This is a genomic window from Muribacter muris (assembly GCF_001038205.1).
GTDB classification, from domain to species: Bacteria; Pseudomonadota; Gammaproteobacteria; order Enterobacterales; family Pasteurellaceae; genus Muribacter; species Muribacter muris.
In genome coordinates this window covers 95055-111234 of record NZ_JWIZ01000023.1, presented here as the reverse complement: position 1 = coordinate 111234, position 16180 = coordinate 95055, and the positions used below count along the sequence as shown (strand labels likewise).

16 protein-coding genes are annotated in these 16180 nt (G+C 44.8%); 12 read left to right on the top strand and 4 right to left on the bottom strand.

What is annotated here, in order from left to right; genetic code table 11:
• Positions 1-120 precede the first annotated feature (120 nt).
• Positions 121-444, top strand: coding sequence for a DUF496 family protein (locus RO21_RS04610; RefSeq protein ID WP_047976619.1), 324 nt, complete (start codon positions 121-123; stop codon positions 442-444).
• A 69-nt stretch (positions 445-513) separates the two neighbouring features.
• Here RO21_RS04610 and RO21_RS04605 read toward each other — a convergent pair whose 3' ends face one another.
• The 3 genes from RO21_RS04605 to znuC form a co-directional block, all read right to left on the bottom strand.
• Complete coding sequence (locus RO21_RS04605) at positions 514-1311, bottom strand: class II glutamine amidotransferase (RefSeq protein ID WP_047976618.1); 798 nt, start codon at positions 1309-1311, stop codon at positions 514-516.
• Between the two features lie 117 nt (positions 1312-1428).
• Positions 1429-2214 (bottom strand): zinc ABC transporter permease subunit ZnuB, encoded by a 786-nt coding sequence (gene znuB / locus RO21_RS04600; protein ID WP_047976617.1) that lies wholly within the window; start codon positions 2212-2214, stop codon positions 1429-1431.
• 14 nt (positions 2215-2228) lie between these two features.
• Positions 2229-3020 carry a zinc ABC transporter ATP-binding protein ZnuC gene (znuC, locus tag RO21_RS04595; protein WP_047976616.1) on the bottom strand — a complete coding sequence of 264 codons (792 nt, stop codon included), beginning with the start codon at positions 3018-3020 and terminating at the stop codon, positions 2229-2231.
• A 219-nt stretch (positions 3021-3239) separates the two neighbouring features.
• Between znuC and mepM the strand changes: the two genes are divergently transcribed.
• From mepM to RO21_RS04540, 11 genes are all read left to right on the top strand, one after another.
• On the top strand, positions 3240-4766 hold the full coding sequence (gene mepM, locus RO21_RS04590) for a murein DD-endopeptidase MepM (RefSeq protein ID WP_084724246.1): 1527 nt from the start codon (positions 3240-3242) through the stop codon (positions 4764-4766).
• A 13-nt stretch (positions 4767-4779) separates the two neighbouring features.
• Entirely contained in the window at positions 4780-5466 is a 687-nt protein-coding gene (gene dsbC / locus RO21_RS04585) for a bifunctional protein-disulfide isomerase/oxidoreductase DsbC (protein WP_047976614.1), read from the top strand.
• A 90-nt stretch (positions 5467-5556) separates the two neighbouring features.
• On the top strand, positions 5557-7272 hold the full coding sequence (gene recJ, locus RO21_RS04580) for a single-stranded-DNA-specific exonuclease RecJ (protein WP_047976642.1): 1716 nt from the start codon (positions 5557-5559) through the stop codon (positions 7270-7272).
• 129 nt (positions 7273-7401) lie between these two features.
• Positions 7402-8250 (top strand): OmpA family protein, encoded by an 849-nt coding sequence (locus tag RO21_RS04575; RefSeq protein ID WP_047976613.1) that lies wholly within the window; start codon positions 7402-7404, stop codon positions 8248-8250.
• An 81-nt stretch (positions 8251-8331) separates the two neighbouring features.
• Entirely contained in the window at positions 8332-9153 is an 822-nt protein-coding gene (locus RO21_RS04570; RefSeq protein ID WP_047976612.1) for a pyridoxal phosphatase, read from the top strand.
• Between the two features lie 3 nt (positions 9154-9156).
• Positions 9157-9678 carry a GNAT family N-acetyltransferase gene (locus RO21_RS04565; protein WP_047976611.1) on the top strand — a complete coding sequence of 174 codons (522 nt, stop codon included), beginning with the start codon at positions 9157-9159 and terminating at the stop codon, positions 9676-9678.
• A 103-nt stretch (positions 9679-9781) separates the two neighbouring features.
• A complete protein-coding gene (gene dapA / locus RO21_RS04560) occupies positions 9782-10675 on the top strand; it encodes a 4-hydroxy-tetrahydrodipicolinate synthase (protein ID WP_047976610.1) in 894 nt (297 codons plus the stop codon).
• A 256-nt stretch (positions 10676-10931) separates the two neighbouring features.
• On the top strand, positions 10932-11579 hold the full coding sequence (locus tag RO21_RS04555) for an OmpW/AlkL family protein (protein WP_047976609.1): 648 nt from the start codon (positions 10932-10934) through the stop codon (positions 11577-11579).
• Positions 11580-11642: 63 nt separating this feature from the next.
• Positions 11643-12197 (top strand): methylated-DNA--[protein]-cysteine S-methyltransferase, encoded by a 555-nt coding sequence (locus tag RO21_RS04550; RefSeq protein ID WP_047976608.1) that lies wholly within the window; start codon positions 11643-11645, stop codon positions 12195-12197.
• A 59-nt stretch (positions 12198-12256) separates the two neighbouring features.
• Positions 12257-13465 carry a cystathionine beta-lyase gene (gene metC / locus RO21_RS04545; protein WP_047976607.1) on the top strand — a complete coding sequence of 403 codons (1209 nt, stop codon included), beginning with the start codon at positions 12257-12259 and terminating at the stop codon, positions 13463-13465.
• A 52-nt stretch (positions 13466-13517) separates the two neighbouring features.
• Positions 13518-14831, top strand: coding sequence for an NCS2 family permease (locus RO21_RS04540; protein WP_047976606.1), 1314 nt, complete (start codon positions 13518-13520; stop codon positions 14829-14831).
• Positions 14832-14924: 93 nt separating this feature from the next.
• On the opposite strand, the gene purK is transcribed toward RO21_RS04540, so the two are convergent.
• Complete coding sequence (purK, locus tag RO21_RS04535) at positions 14925-16013, bottom strand: 5-(carboxyamino)imidazole ribonucleotide synthase (protein ID WP_047976605.1); 1089 nt, start codon at positions 16011-16013, stop codon at positions 14925-14927.
• Positions 16014-16180 lie beyond the last annotated feature (167 nt).

Genomic DNA, 16180 nt, shown 5'->3' with positions numbered 1-16180 from the left:
AGGGTTGCCTAGACTTGATTTGTCGCAATTTGTCTGAAAATTTGTGCATAAACCTTTTGACGTTAGGGGCGAAAACGTCTAGCATTGAGCAAGTTACGATAACCAATTTGAGGATAGAATATGGATACGGCTAAAAAACAATCATTCAAAGATATGTTGGATTATGTGCATCTTTATCGCTTAAAAAACAAATTGTTGAGAGAAACAGCGGATAATGATCGAAAAATTCGGGATAACCAAAAACGGATTTTATTGCTGGATAACCTCAATCAATATATTACAGATGCTATGACGGTAGATGAAATTCGTGCGATTATTGCCAATATGCGTGATGACTACGAAAACCGTGTGGACGATTATATGATTCGCAATGCGGATTTATCCAAAGAGAGACGTGAAATTCGCCGTAAAATGGCAGAACACGCATCGAAAAAAGGCAAATAAGATTTGTAAAAATCAACCTATAACTGACCGCTTACCAAGGACGCATTACGCGTCCTTGGTTTTGAGCGGTTAAACGTGGGGTTGACATTCCGGCAGTGTACCTTCCACTTCAAATAAGGTATCGCCATCTTTAAAAAAGACGAAGCCGCCGTTTTTCATTTTGACCCAATTTTCGTTTTTGGTGAGCGGTTGGGTGGTAATGATTGTAACTTTGTCCGATTCCGTCGTGTATTGGCTGAAATCGATCAGCACATCGTCATCACGCAAGGCTTTGCCAAAAGGGGCTTTGCGACAGACATAATGCAAATTGGTTGAGCAACGGGCGATCATCCAATGTCCGTTAGACAAAATAAAATTAAATACCCCGTGCGCTGCGATTTCGTTGGTGATTTCCATCACTGCATCAAATAGTGCCTGTTCGGACGGCTTTTGAGGGAAACGCTCTTTCAGCTTCGCGACCATACAACAGAAAGCCGCTTCGGAGTCCGTTGTGCCGATAGGCTGGTAATGATTATTCGGGCAGACGCTGACTTCAACAGTGCCATTATGGGCAAATACCCAATTCTCCCCCCAGATTTCACGGATAAAAGGGTGTGTATTTTCCAGATTAACATCGCCTTTTGTTGCCTTGCGGATATGGGCGATCACATTGTAGGACTTGATACGGTATTGATTGACGAGATCTGCCATCGGAGAAGACGCACCGGGGCGGTTATCCCGAAAAATGCGTACACCCTTACCCTCAAAAAACGCAATACCGAATCCATCGGTATGGTGGTCGGTTAAGCCGGCCCGCCGCCGAAATCCTTCAAAGGAAAAGGTAATATCCGTCGGCGTATTACAATTCATTCCTAATAATTGACACATAATAGACTTCTTATTGTAGTTGTAGAGAAAATCACACCGCTTACCTAAACAGCAAGCGGTGTGATTTAAGCGAAAATTTGCAAAAAATTCAAGAGCCTAATTTAGATTTTATTGATCTTAATTATATTCTTTTTTGCATAATGACAGGAAAAACAGTAAGGCGGCACAAACCACTACGGAAGGGCCTGCCGGCGTGTCTTGGAAAGCGGATAATATCAGCCCGCCGCTAATAGATAAACAGCTAAACAGAACGGCGTAAAGTACCATTTGCTCCGGCGTTTTAGCAAAACGTCTGGCAGCGGCGGACGGGATAACTAACAGCGAAGTGATGATCAATGCGCCGACAAATTTCATACTGAGCGCAATGGTTAAAGCGGTGAGCAACATTAGCAGCAAACGTAGGCGTGCAACCTTCAGTCCCTCAATGTGTGCCAGTTCGGGGCTAACGGTAATGCAGAGCAGTTTTTGCCAAAATATTGCCAAGAGGCCGGCAATAATCACTACGCCAATGGCGATAAAGACGACATCGTGAAAATTGATCGCCAGTAAATCGCCGAATAAATAGGACATTAAATCGACTCGCACGTTATCCAGTAAACTAATGGTGATAACCCCAAGGGACAGGCTGCTATGGGCGATAATGCCGAGTAACGTATCAAGGGATTGATTGGCGCGTTGTTCCAACCAAACGAGCGCAATGGCGAGGATAAGCGTCATTGCGATGACTGCAAGGTAAGGATCAAGATGTAGGAAAAGTCCGAGTGCCACCCCCAGTAGTGCGGAATGAGATAGGGTATCACCAAAATACGCCATTTTACGCCAAACGACAAATGCCCCCAGCGGTGCGGTAATCAAAGTTAATAATATGCCCGCCAGCCAAGCGGGAAGCAGAATTTCAAACATAATAAGCCTAAAAACTAATGTTGACAGTTACCACAGCAGACATTACCGTGCAAGTCGTGGTGGTGATTATGGTTATGCGTATAAAACGCTACATTTTTAGCAAATTGGTCGCCAAATAAACGGATAAAATGCGGATCTGCCGAGATCGTTTCCGGCGTGCCGGCGCAGCAGATATGCCGATTGACGCACAAGACTTCGTCCGTATTTGCCATTACGATATTTAAGTCGTGGGAAACCATTAGAATGGCGCAATTTAGCCAGTGGCGTGTTTTATTTAGGAGTTGATAGAGTTCCGTTTGCCCTGTAATATCCACACCCTGCATTGGTTCATCTAAAACAAGCAGTTGCGGTTTTGCTAAAATGGCACGGGCGAGTAACACTCGTTGGAGCTCGCCGCCGGAGAGCTTTTGCATACTGTTTGCTTTCAGATGTGTAATAGAAAATAATGCTAGGGCTTCATCAATGTGAGCAGGCTTAACATTCGGTTTCAGCGACAGAAATTTTGCCACTGTGATTGGGATAGCCTGCTCTAATTGTAATTTTTGCGGCACATAGCCAATGTGTAATCCCGACTGGTGAATGACTTTGCCGCTAGTCGGCGGGAGCAGTTTCAGTAGCACTTTGAGTAAGGTCGATTTGCCTCCACCGTTTGGCCCAACGATGGTGGTAATGCTGTTAGGGTAAATCTTCAAATCAATATTTTGCAACACCGATTGTTCACCGAATATCACGTTGATATTGTCTAAACGGACGAGCGGGGTCGCATTGGTGTGCGAAGAAAGAGGTTTGATTTGCTTAATCTGCATTCTAGTAAAATTTTTAGGGTTAATCGTGCTAAAATTAGCGGATTTTGGCGGGTTTGACAAGAAAGACAGTCGGAATTTTTTAACGGTTTATGTGTCTATCCAACCACGCCACAAGAATTGAATGAAAAAAAGAGAGATTAGGATAATATTTTGCGACACGTTATTTTTGCCAGAGATCGCCGGAAAAAGAAAAATCTCCTCAAGGGGCTGATTTTTTTAATGGCGTTATTCTCGATTTTTATCGGCATTGTGCTGACCATTAAAAATCAGACACCTGATAGTGATCCCCAAAACACGATTGCGCTGGTTGTAAAGCAGGAACAGACCAGCGAAAAAAGCGTAGCGGAGGATAGCGAAGCGTCTAAAGATCTTCAAGCGAATACCGAACCTGTCCAACCGGAGAAAGATAACGGGTTAGCGGCAATTGATCACGGTGAACCGACTTATATTGATATTGAGATCAATGAGGCGGATAACGAAGACGAACATTCTTTGGTACAAGAAGATGCCAATGCAACCTCTTATGAAGATGATTTAACCGAACAAGATGACGAAGTTGGGATTGCAGAGACGCCGCAAGGTGATGAAATTATTGAAGATGCGATTGAACCTGAAGTAACGGAAAAATTATCGGCGGAAGCAGAAAATGCATTAGATGATTTTTTGAATGTGGCGGATCAGGCGATGCGTATCAAAAAACAATTCAGCTACACGGTTACTCGGGGTGATAAGCTCAAAGACGTACTTGAGCAATCGGGGCTGGGGGCTGCAACGGCAAAAGCCTTAGAACGCCGTTTACCGCAATTAACCAATTTACAGGCAGGGCAACAATTCTACTGGATTTTGGATAATCAGGGCGAGTTAGAGTACCTTAACTGGTTGGTCTCGGAAAAAGAAGAAAAAATTCTGGAACGCAAAGCCAAAAATCAATTTGCGGTCAGAACTATTGAAAAGCGGGGTGTTTGGAAACAAGACGTGGTGAGAGGAACACTCAACGGTAATTTTAATGCCAGCTTGAAAGCGGTCGGTCTCTCCCAACGGCAAATTAGCCAACTTGCCAGCGGTTTACAGTGGCAAATTGCCACGAATAAATTGAAAAAAGGGGATAAATTTGCCATTTTGGTCAAACGAGAGTACATCAACGGTAAGGTTACAGGGCTAGGCAATGTGGAAGCAATTCACATCATCAGCGGCAATAAAAGTTATTATGCGATTCAAGCGGATAACGGTCGCTATTATAGCCGCCACGGTGAAACCTTAGGCAAAGGCTTTGCCCGTTACCCACTGCAATTTACACCGAGAGTCTCTTCCTCCTTTAACCCTCGCCGTCTGCACCCGGTTACCCGCCGTGTTGCACCGCATAAAGGGGTGGATTTTGCCGTGCCGACAGGCACGCTGGTGATTGCGCCGGCAGACGGTGTGGTTGAACACGTTGCCTACCAAGCAAACGGGGCGGGGCGTTATATTAAAATTCGCCACGGCGGGCAATATACAACGGTCTATATGCACTTGAGCAAATCCCTTGTGCGTATTGGGCAGAGCGTGAAAAAAGGCGATCGCATCGCTCTATCGGGCAATACGGGGCGTTCAACCGGTGCTCACCTCCACTATGAATTTCACATTAACGGTAATCCCGTCAATCCAATGTCGGTTAAATTGCCGGGAACCGGTTCAGGAATGCAGGGTAATGAACGTAAAGCATTCTTAGCCAAAGCCAAAAATATTGAAGCAAAACTCAAACTTTAACCAAGAGGTTTTTATGAAAAAACAGTTAGCAACTTTTACCGCTCTTTCTCTATTAAGTTTATCGGCACTGGCGGACGATACACGATTACAGAAAACATTAGAGGGAATGGGCGCAACCAACGTTAAAATGAGCGATTCCGTTCTACCCGGTTTTAAAACTGCCGTTTCGGATCAAGGCGTGGTGCAAATTAGCCAAGATGGTCGCTATGTGATTCAAGGGCAAGTTTATGAATTGAAAAATGGTAAAGCGGTGGATATTACCAACCGTGCGTTACTGGCGGAGCTAAATGCTTTAAGCAATGAGATGATTGTCTATCCGGCTAAAAATGAAAAGCACGTTGTTACCGTGTTTATGGATATTACCTGCCATTATTGCCATTTATTGCACACAAAATTGAAAGAATATAATGATCTCGGTATTACGATTCGCTATTTGGCTTTCCCGCGTGGCGGAATGAATACCCAAACAGCGAAGCAAATGGAAGCGATTTGGACGGCGAAAGACACAGTATTTGCCTTAAACGAAGCAGAAAACGGCAATTTACCGAAAGAGGTGAAAACGCCGAATATCGTGAAAAAACATTATGAACTCGGGATTAAATTTGGGGTAACCGGCACGCCGAACATCGTTACCCAAAGCGGTGAGCTTATCGCCGGTTATCTTGAACCGAAACAACTGTTAGCCGCATTAAACGACTAAGTTTGCTTTTGCAAGCGGTCGGTTGTTGCAAAGATTTGACAATTTTCGACCGCTTGTTCCTTTCATTTGTACCATATAATCCATAATGTCGTGAATAAAGTAATCAAACGCCGCCCTTTAGTTTCGTCCGCCAGATTGTCGGAAAATCCGTTGTTGAACCGCATTTATCAAGGACGAGGTATTTCGTCCCCCGCACAGCTCGAGCTTTCGCTGAGCGGTTTGCATCACCCGAAACAGTTAGCCCATATTGATACGGCGACCAATTTGCTTGTTGAGAGTTACCATCGTCAAGATCGGATTGTGATTGTCGGGGATTTTGATGCGGACGGGGCAACCAGTACCGCGTTGGCAATATTGGCATTACGTCAGTTTGGGTTTCAGAATGTCGATTATTTGATCCCCGATCGCTTTTCACAGGGTTACGGTTTAAGCTTGAGCGTGGCGGAAACTGTCTTGGCAAAAGGGGCGGATCTGGTATTAACCGTGGATAATGGGACATCTTCTTTTGAGGGGATTGCTCGTTTAAAGGCCGAAGGGGTTAAAGTGTTAGTTACCGACCATCATTTACCCTCGGACGAGCTGCCGAATGCCGATGCGATTGTTAATCCGAACCTGATTCAGTGCGGTTTTCCGTCCAAATCCCTTGCCGGTGTGGGAGTCATATTTTATGTGATGATGGCATTGCGGGCAGCCTTTCGTGAGCAAGGGCTGTTTAAGGGCAAAGAACCGAATATCGCCGAATTATTGGATTTGGTAGCGCTTGGTACGGTGGCGGACGTGGTTGCACTTGATCATAACAACCGCATTTTAGTGCATCAGGGGATAAGCCGTATCCGTGCGGGTGCTTGCCGGGTAGGGATTCAAGCGCTGGTTGAGGTATCCAAACGGGAACTTGCCAATCTGCTTGCCAGTGATCTTGGCTTTGCGATTGCTCCTCGGCTCAATGCGGCAGGGCGTTTGGAAAATATGGCGTTAGGGGTCGAGCTATTGATTTGTGATAATCTCGCCGTTGCCCGTCAATTAGCTTTAGAGCTAGATGATTTAAACTGCACTCGAAAAGCCTTTGAGCAGGAAATGAAAGCCGAGGCACTCGCCATTTGTGCCAAATTACCGAGCTTAAACCAACACTCACAGGCGCACGGTATCGTGTTATATCAACCCGACTGGCATCAGGGAGTCATCGGGATTTTAGCTTCTCGGATTAAAGATCAGTTTCATCGTCCAGTGATTGCCTTTGCCCAAGAGAGCGAGGAGAGCGAATTGCTGAAAGGATCTGCCCGTTCGATAGCCGGTTTACATATGCGAGATGTGCTGGAAAGGTTGGATACAACGTATCCCGATTTGATCGTGAAATTTGGCGGACACGCAATGGCGGCGGGGCTGACAATTCATCAAGATAATTTTCAACGCTTCCAACAGTTATTTGACGAAGCGATTAACGAACAGGTCGGGCCGGAGCAATTACAGGGCGTTATTTACACCGACGGTGAATTAAGCGGCGAAGAACTGAACTTAGAGACTGCCGAACTTCTGCGACAAGCGGGGCCTTGGGGGCAAAATTTTGCAGAACCGACCTTTGAAGATGAGTTTAAGATTTTGCAACAAAAGCTCTTGTCCGGTAAGCACCTAAAGTTATTGGTGGAGCATCCGCAGGGAATACTGCTTGATGCTCTTTGGTTTAATGTGGATCTACGTTTATTTCCCGATTTATCGATTAAACAGGCAAAATTAGTTTACCGTTTGGATATTAATAACTTTAGGGGAAATCGAACTATCCAACTGTTAATCGAATATTTAGCAGGGTAATTGCATTTATTATTAGAATGTAAAAATTTTTTATTGTATAATAGAAGAAATATATATGCCGTGTTGGCTATATTGCCATCTATTTTTAATCGGTTTTTAGTCTAAAAACTCAATTGAAGGACATTAAAGATGAATAAAACAACTGTTTTTCGTGGTTTACTTTTATCGAGTGTTGCGCTTGCTGTAGCAGCTTGTGGTAACTTAAGCAAGGTATCTGATGAAGGTACAACAGAAAATCCGGTATTCCCAAAAATTTCCGAATCTGAATTTAACCACGAAGGTTCACAATTCGGTTCTTGGCCAAATTGGGAAAACGTTCGTCAGATCGAACGTGGTATGAATAAAGATCAATTATATAACCTAATTGGTCGTCCACATTTTAAAGAAGGCTTATATGCTGTGCGTGAATGGGACTATGCATTCAACTACCGTGAAAATGACGTACATAAAATGTGTCAATTCAAAATTTTATTTGATAAAAATATGAATGCGCAGAGCTTCTTCTGGTATCCGAACGGCTGTAACGGTAATTCATCATTTAACTTAAGTGGTAACTTCTTATTCGATTTCGATAAAGACGTATTAACAGCGAAAGGTAAAGAAGTGGTGGATAGCGTTGCGGTGCAATTAAAAGCGTCTGGTGCGCAACAAGTGAAAATTGCCGGTTACACAGACCGTTTAGGTTCGGTAAACTATAACTTAGATTTATCACAACGTCGTGCCAATATGGTGAAAGCCCGTTTAGCACAACAAGGCGTTACAGCACAAATGGAAGCGGTCGGTTACAGTAAAGCGAACCAAGTCAAAGCGTGTGATGGTGAATCCGGTCAAGCGTTGCGTGATTGCTTACGTCCTAACCGTCGTGTTGAAATTTTTGCTAACGGCGGCGTATTGAAACAAAGCGAAGGCGGTAATGTTGCAGGTCCTAACGGCCCGGCTCCGCTTTACCAAACACCTGCGTACAATACAGGTAAATAATTTACTGATTTAATCTGTTTTGCGTAGTAGAATAGAAAGGGCGATTAACTCGCCCTTTCTTTTTTCGTGATGGAGTATAAAATGTCCTACCAAGCTATCGCATTCGATTTAGACGGCACGCTCTTATCAGGTCAAGGTACAATCCTTGAGGCCAGCAAACAAGCGATCCGAGCAGCCCGCCAGCAGGGATTAAAAGTATTTATTGTAACGGGGCGTCATCATACGGCAGTCCGTCCTTACTATGCCGAACTTGGCTTAGATACGCCGGTGATTTGCTGTAACGGTACCTATCTTTATGATTTTAAACAGGATAAAGTGCTTTTTTCCCGTCCTCTCACCCAGATGCAAGCACAGCATTTAATTGATTCTGCAAAGGCACAAGGCATTCACGTCTCCGTATATATCCGTGATGCAATGACTTACGAAGTGCTGAATGCACATTTCACCAAGTTCCTAAATTGGGTTAATCGCTGCGATGAAGCGGTACGTCCCGATGTCCGCCAAGTTGAAAATTACCAGCAATTTATTGATGAGGGAACAACCATTTGGAAAGTGCTGATTAGCGATCCCGATCTAGAAAAAATGCAAAAATTTGTCGATAACTTACCGCCTGAACAGTTTAGTGCGGAATGGTCTTGGGTTGATCGGGTCGATATTACCGCTCAAGGAAATAGTAAAGGGCAATGTTTGGCAGAGCTGTTAAAATTAGAAGGGATTGACCCTCAAAATGTGATTGCTTTCGGCGATAACTTTAATGATATGAGTATGTTAGAGTTGGTCGGAATGGGCATTGCAATGGGCGGTTCAGAGGACGAGGTGCAACAGAGTGCAAAAATGACGATAGGGTCTAATAATGAAGAAAGCATTGCACAAACGTTAAAGGATTTATTGAAGTTAGGGTAAGCGATGGTAATTCGAAAAGCGATCGAAGCGGATTTCGATGCGATTTTGGCGATTTATAACCAAGCAATTCCAACACATCAGACCACCGGCGATTTGACATTTGCCACCCGAGAGAGCCGCCGAGAATGGTTTGATTTTCACCTCAATAGCGAAAAATATCCGCTTTGGGTGGTCGTAGAAAATGATGATGTGGTCGGCTGGTTCAGTTTCTCGCCGTTTTATGATCGTGCGGGCTTTGCTCATAGTTCGGAGATCAGCCTCTATTTAGACGAGCGGGCAAAAGGCAAAGGCTACGGCTCGAAAATAGTACAATTTATGCAGGACAGAATGCTGGCACACGGCATCAATGTGCTGACAGCCTATGTATTTGAGCTGAATCAAGTCAGCTACCGTTTAATGAAAAAGCACGGCTTTGAATGTTGGGGACGTTTCCCTAATCTGGCAAATATGGGGAAAGACGAGCAAGGTCAGGATAAATGGCGTACCTTATTATTGATGGGCTATCAGAAAGGTATTGAAGGCTGATGTAAGCGGTCGGTTGTGGCAAAAACTTTGCAAAAGGGTGCGAAAGTCCTTGCATATTGATGGGGATTTTTGCAAGCTATCCAAAAATTGAGATATACAGGAGATGATAATGAGAAAACCCCTCTTTTCAGGCAGTATTGTGGCATTGATTACGCCGATGAAAAACGGCGAAATCAATTTTGATGAAATTCAAAAATTAGTGGAATTTCATATCAGTGCCGGCACGCACGCGATTGTGTCAGTAGGCACGACAGGCGAGTCCACCACATTAAGTATTGATGAAAATGTTAAAGTGATCCGAAAGACCGTGGAATTTGCCGCAGGGTGTATCCCGATTATTGCCGGTACCGGCTCGAATGCGACCAGTGAAGCCATTGTAATGACTAAACTACTCTCCGATAGCGGCGTAGCGGGCTGTTTAAGTGTTGTGCCCTACTACAATAAGCCGACTCAAGAAGGAATGTACCAGCATTATAAGGCGATTGCAGAATGTACCGACTTACCGCAAATTCTGTATAACGTACCTAGCCGTACCGGTAGCGACTTGAAACCGGAAACGGTCGGACGCTTGGCGGACATTCCAAACATTGTTGCGATTAAAGAGGCAACGGGGGATTTAAGCCGCCTACCGTTGATTAAGCAATATGCGGGCGAGGACTTTATTTTCTTGAGCGGTGATGATTCCACTGGTTTGGAATCAATGAAACTTGGCGGTCAAGGGGTGATTTCCGTTACCAATAATCTTGCGGCTGTGGATATGGCAAAAATGTGCGAATTAGCGTTAGCAGGGCAATTTGAGGAAGCGGAAAAGATTAACCAACGCTTAATGGGGTTACATACAAATCTGTTTGTCGAAGGTAATCCAATGCCGGTGAAATGGGCAGCGTATAAAATGGGGTTAATCAGTGAGCCGAGCTTGCGTTTGCCGCTGACGGTTTTATCCGAACAATATCAGCCATTGATTACGGCACAATTAGAAAAAGCCGGATTACTTTAAACTATACCTGTAAACGCTCGATGAAAATCGGGCGTTTGGTCTTTAATGGCTGGCTATTGTGTCGGTAGATGAAGGTGGTTTTGTGCTAGATCAAATTTCATAAAATAAAGAAAATCAAAAAATACGATTGATGTGAATAAAATGTCCAAATATTGATATTTATCAAACTCAATGCGTGTTTTTATCCTTACAATATTTACCGTTTAGTAACATTTTGTTGCTTACTTTATTGGTCAATTAAACTAAGGATCTTCAAATGAAAAAATCAGCGTTAGCCGTTCTTTTAGGGAGTGTATTATTAGCAGGTTCAGCAATGGCGCACGAAGCTGGCAGCGCCATTTTCCGTGTGGGCGGTGTGTTTGTGAATGCAAACTCCAGTTCTGAAACTAAAACACCAACTAAAATTAACTTAGAAGTTAATGATAATGCGCAAGTCGGCTTAACGGCGACTTATATGCTTACCGATAATATCGGTGTCGAATTACTAGGTGCTACGCCATTCTCGCATAAAGTGCGTGCCTCTATTCCGGCATTAAATACAGCATTAGGCGATGTGGTAAAAGTGAAACATTTACCGCCAAGCTTGTATGCACAATATTATTTCTTAGATAAAAATGCGGGCGCTCGTCCTTATATTGGTGCAGGTTTAAACTATACCCGTTTCTTTAGTGCCAAATCGTTAAATCCGGCAATTACAGATTTAAAAGTGAAAAAACACTCGTTCGGGCCGGTGGTGAATGCGGGTATTGATATTAAATTAAGCGACAATGTTTCGCTTAATACGGCACTTTGGTACACCCGTATTAAAACTAAAGCGACTTTCAATGCGTTGGGCGGACAACATCAAGTGGATATCAAACTTGACCCAATCGTCTATTTCGCAGGCTTGTCCTATAAATTCTAAGACTTTTATTTAAAAGCAAAGGCGTGTAAACTGAAACACGCCTTTTTCTTTTTGAGGGTCAAAATGCAATCTCCAACCTATTATCAATATTACACGTCTCCTGTGGGCAAATTGCTGTTGCTTGCCCAAGATGTCGGCTTAACCTACATTGAATTTGAGCAAGAACAACTGACCACCGCACTGGATCGCTTTCAAACGGCAACACAGGCAAGCGGTCAGATCCAAGCTATTTTTGAAAAAACCGCAGCGATTTTAGATCGGTATTTCGCCGCTGAAGTTGTCGATTTCGCAGAATTGGATTTTCTTGCCCCGCAAGGCACGCCTTTTCAGCAAGCGGTTTGGCAGCAGCTTCGCCAAATTCCCTATGGGGAAACAACCAGTTACGGCGAAATTGCCCACCGGCTTGGTAAGCCGAATGCAATGCGAGCGGTTGGTGGGGCGGTTGGTCGTAATCCGATTTCGATTTTGATCCCGTGCCACCGTGTGCTAGGCAAAAATCAAAGCCTGACCGGCTTTGGTGGCGGTTTACCGAATAAGCGTTATTTATTGCAATTAGAACATATTCATTATAAAGATCATGGGATTGAATTTGTCAAACCGAAACAGAAAAAGTGGTAAAAAGCGAGGTTTGCAAAATATCGCTTTTATCGCCCCCCTTGCAAGTTAAGGAATATAGAATGACACAACATCACACACTTCAAACTAAACTTGTCCACGCCGGACGCAACCCACGCTATACTCAAGGTGCAGTAAACAGCGTCATTCAACGCGCGTCTTCGCTAGTGTTTTCGAGTGTAGCAGAGAAAAAAAATGCAACCCGCAACCGGGCTAAACAAGCTCTGTTTTACGGCAGACGTGGCACGCTCACACATTTTGCATTGCAAGATGCAATGTGCGAATTGGAAAACGGTGCGGGTTGTTATCTCTATCCGTGCGGGGCGGCGGCGGTGAGTAATGCGATTCTCGCTTTCGTTGAACAAGGCGATCATATTCTAATGAGCGGTTCGGCATACGAGCCAAGCCAAGAATTTTGCAATGTCATTTTGAAGAAATTGGGGGTGGAAACGACCTTTTATGATCCAATGCTCAGCGAAACGGCATTTGCCGGCTTGATTACCCCGCAGACGAAAGTCTTATTTTTGGAATCGCCGAGTTCTTTAACAATGGAAGTGCCGGATATTCCGATGTTAGTGCGGACCGCACGGGCGATTAACCCCGATATGGTGATTATGATTGATAATACGTGGAGCGGCGGGGTGTTGTTTCCCGCACTAAAGTTCGGTATTGATATTTCCATTCAAGCGGGAACGAAATATTTAGTCGGACATTCCGATGCAATGATTGGCACGGCAGTGTCTAATGCTCGTTGTTGGGATCAACTGCGGGAACACTCTTACCTAATGGGGCAAATGGTCGATGCGGACACCGCTTATTTAGCTGCTCGTGGCTTGCGGACATTAGCCGTACGCCTTCAGCAACACCAAGAGAGTGCTTTGAGGGTTGCCCAATGGCTTGCCGAGCGTCCCGAAGTCAAAGCGGTTTATCACCCGGCACTGCCGAGCTGCCCGGGGCATTACGCTTTCGAACGGGATTTTCTAGGATCAAGCGGTCTGTTTTCCTTTGAACTTTGCAAAACGTTGAGCGAGGCGGAGTTAGCGGCGTTCTTAGATCATTTTGAACTTTTTACAATGGCATATTCTTGGGGCGGGTTTGAATCTCTGATTTTAGCCAATCAGCCTAACGAGATCGCCCGTATTCGTCCGGCAGTGGCTCGCCAGGTAAGCGGTACGTTGATCCGAGTGCATATCGGCTTAGAAGCAGTGGACGATCTGATTGCGGATTTAGCCAACGGATTGGCAAGGATAGATTGGCAATCGTTTGCGTAAGCCTTAACGGTTAAGCTAAAATAAGCCCCTTACTTATTATTAAGGGGCTTTTATGTCGGTGTTATCTTATTTTCAACTGCAACAACGCGGCTCAAACTTTCGCCAAGAAGTCATTGCCGGTTTGACAACGTTTTTGGCGATGGTCTATTCGGTCATTGTTGTGCCAAATATGCTTAAGGAAGCCGGCTTTCCGGCAGAATCCGTGTTTATTGCAACCTGCTTGGTGGCAGGATTAGGCTCTATTTTGATCGGGCTTTGGGCGAACGTGCCAATGGCAATCGGCTGCGCCATTTCCCTTACGGCATTTACCGCATTTAGTTTAGTCTTAGGGCAAGGTATAAGTGTGCCGGTAGCCCTTGGTGCAATCTTCCTAATGGGGGTTGTGTTTACCCTCGTTTCAATTACCGGTATCCGAAGCTGGATTTTGCGTAACCTGCCTGCCAGCATTGCACACGGGGCAGGGATCGGTATCGGGCTGTTTTTGTTGTTGATTGCGGCGAACGGCGTTGGGTTGGTTGTCGGTAATCAAGCCGGCTTGCCCGTTAAAATGGGCGATTTCACCGCCTTTCCGGTGGTAATGTCGTTGTTAGGCTTAGCCGCGATTATCGGGCTAGAGCGTCTCAAGATCAAAGGTGCAATCCTTTGGGTAATTATTGCGATTACGATGATTGGTTTACTGTTTGACCCAAATGTCCGTTTTAACGGGCAGATGTTTAAATTGCCGTCCTTTGGTGAACAGAGCCAATTCTTGAATTTGGATATTATGGGCGCACTCAATACGGCTATTTTACCAGTGGTGTTTGCCTTGGTGATGACAGCGATTTTTGATGCGACCGGTACAATTCGTGCCGTTGCCGCTCAGGCGGAATTATTAGATAAGGACGAGCAGATCATCAATGGTGATAAGGCACTGACATCCGATTCCCTTAGTAGCATTTTTTCCGGTTTGTTCGGTACAGCACCGGCGGCAGTGTATATTGAGTCGGCTGCGGGAACAGCAGTTGGCGGCAAAACCGGCTTAACGGCAATCGTGGTCGGCGTACTTTTTCTATTGATGCTCTTTTTTCAACCGCTTGCTTTTTTAGTACCGAATTACGCCACCGCTCCTGCATTAATGTATGTGGGCTTACTGATGTTGAGTGATGTGGCAAAATTGGATTTTGATGATTTTGTTGGGGCAATGGCAGGCTTAATTTGCGCCGTATTTATCGTACTGACAGCGAATATTGTTACGGGCATTATGCTGGGGTTTGCCAGTTTAGTGATTGGGCGTGTTATTGCCGGTGAATTTAAGCAATTAAACGTCGGCACGGTAATTATTGCGATTGTATTAGTGGCGTTTTATGCACTAGGCTATGCCATTTGATCCGTTTTTAAGTCTAAATAAACAGGGGGAACAAATGTTCCCCTTATTTTTTGGATTGCACCTCAATTCCCTTAAAAAAACAAGGTGATTGCGTTAGACAAGTTTATTGATCGCCCAATCTAAACCGCTTTGGAAATCGTGGCTAAGATGCGGGCTAAGTTGGCGGAGTGCGTTGATCAGCACCGTTTTATCCTGATGACATAAGTTGATATGACCGAGTTTTCTGCCTGCTCGGACTTCCTTCCCGTACCAATGGAGCTGGCTGAAAGGGGTATTTAACCACGCGGGATTATGCTCAATGCCGATTAAATTCACCATTACGCTAGAGGCAATCGGGGTGAGTGCCGGAGTCGGCAGATCCAGTAATGCCCGCAGATGTAATTCAAACTGGCTGATAGTGCAACCCAGTTGTGTCCAATGTCCGCTATTGTGTACCCGTGGGGCAAGTTCATTAATCAGCAGTTTATCACCCACCACAAAACATTCCATTGCCATTACGCCGACATATTCCAATTCTTGCATAATGGCGGCGAGCATTTTTTCCGCCTGTTGTTGAAATTCACGTTGGTGAGGAAGTGTAATATCCATTACACTGTAACGCAAAATACCGTTTTGTTGCAAATTATGGGTAACAGGGTAAAAACGGGTTTCACCGTTGCGGAAGCGTGCGCCGACCAATGATACTTCAGCGTCAAACGGAATAAATTTTTCCGCAATCACGTCGCCGAACAGATCGGGGGTAATTTGGGCAATATTATCTTGAGTGATGATCCATTGCCCCCGCCCGTCATAGCCGCCGGTACGGCGTTTTACCACCACTTTTTCACCGATATTGTCAAAAATCTGTTGCCACTGGGTTGGACTTTCAACTAATTGCCACGGCGAAGTCGCCAATCCAAGCTGGTCAAGCAATGCTTTTTGGGTATAGCGATCGGCTAAACGCCCGAATACCGAGAGATTGACGAAATTTTGGTGATGACTGAGCAAGGTGGTGAGCGGGGTATCCGCCCAGCGTTCAATTTCAGCGGTAATTAAGCAGTCGTGTTCTAATTCAATGACCGGATCATCAAAAGCTAGGGGCTGAACCTGAATATCTAACGGCGCGCCGGCGTAACGGAGCATTCTGCCGAGCTGCCCGTTGCCAAGCACATAAATTGGAGGGTAAATTGCACTTTTTTGCATAAAAAATCTCTTTAAGGCTAACAAGCGGTTGGTTTCGGCACGCTTTTTTCAAATGTATTATGTCGCTGTTGCTCAAACTGCTTTTTCATCAAACCGTAGCGGACATATATGCTTTATACGGTAGTAATTGCTATTCTTGAACCACGCAGTGTGTTCCTAATCTATGA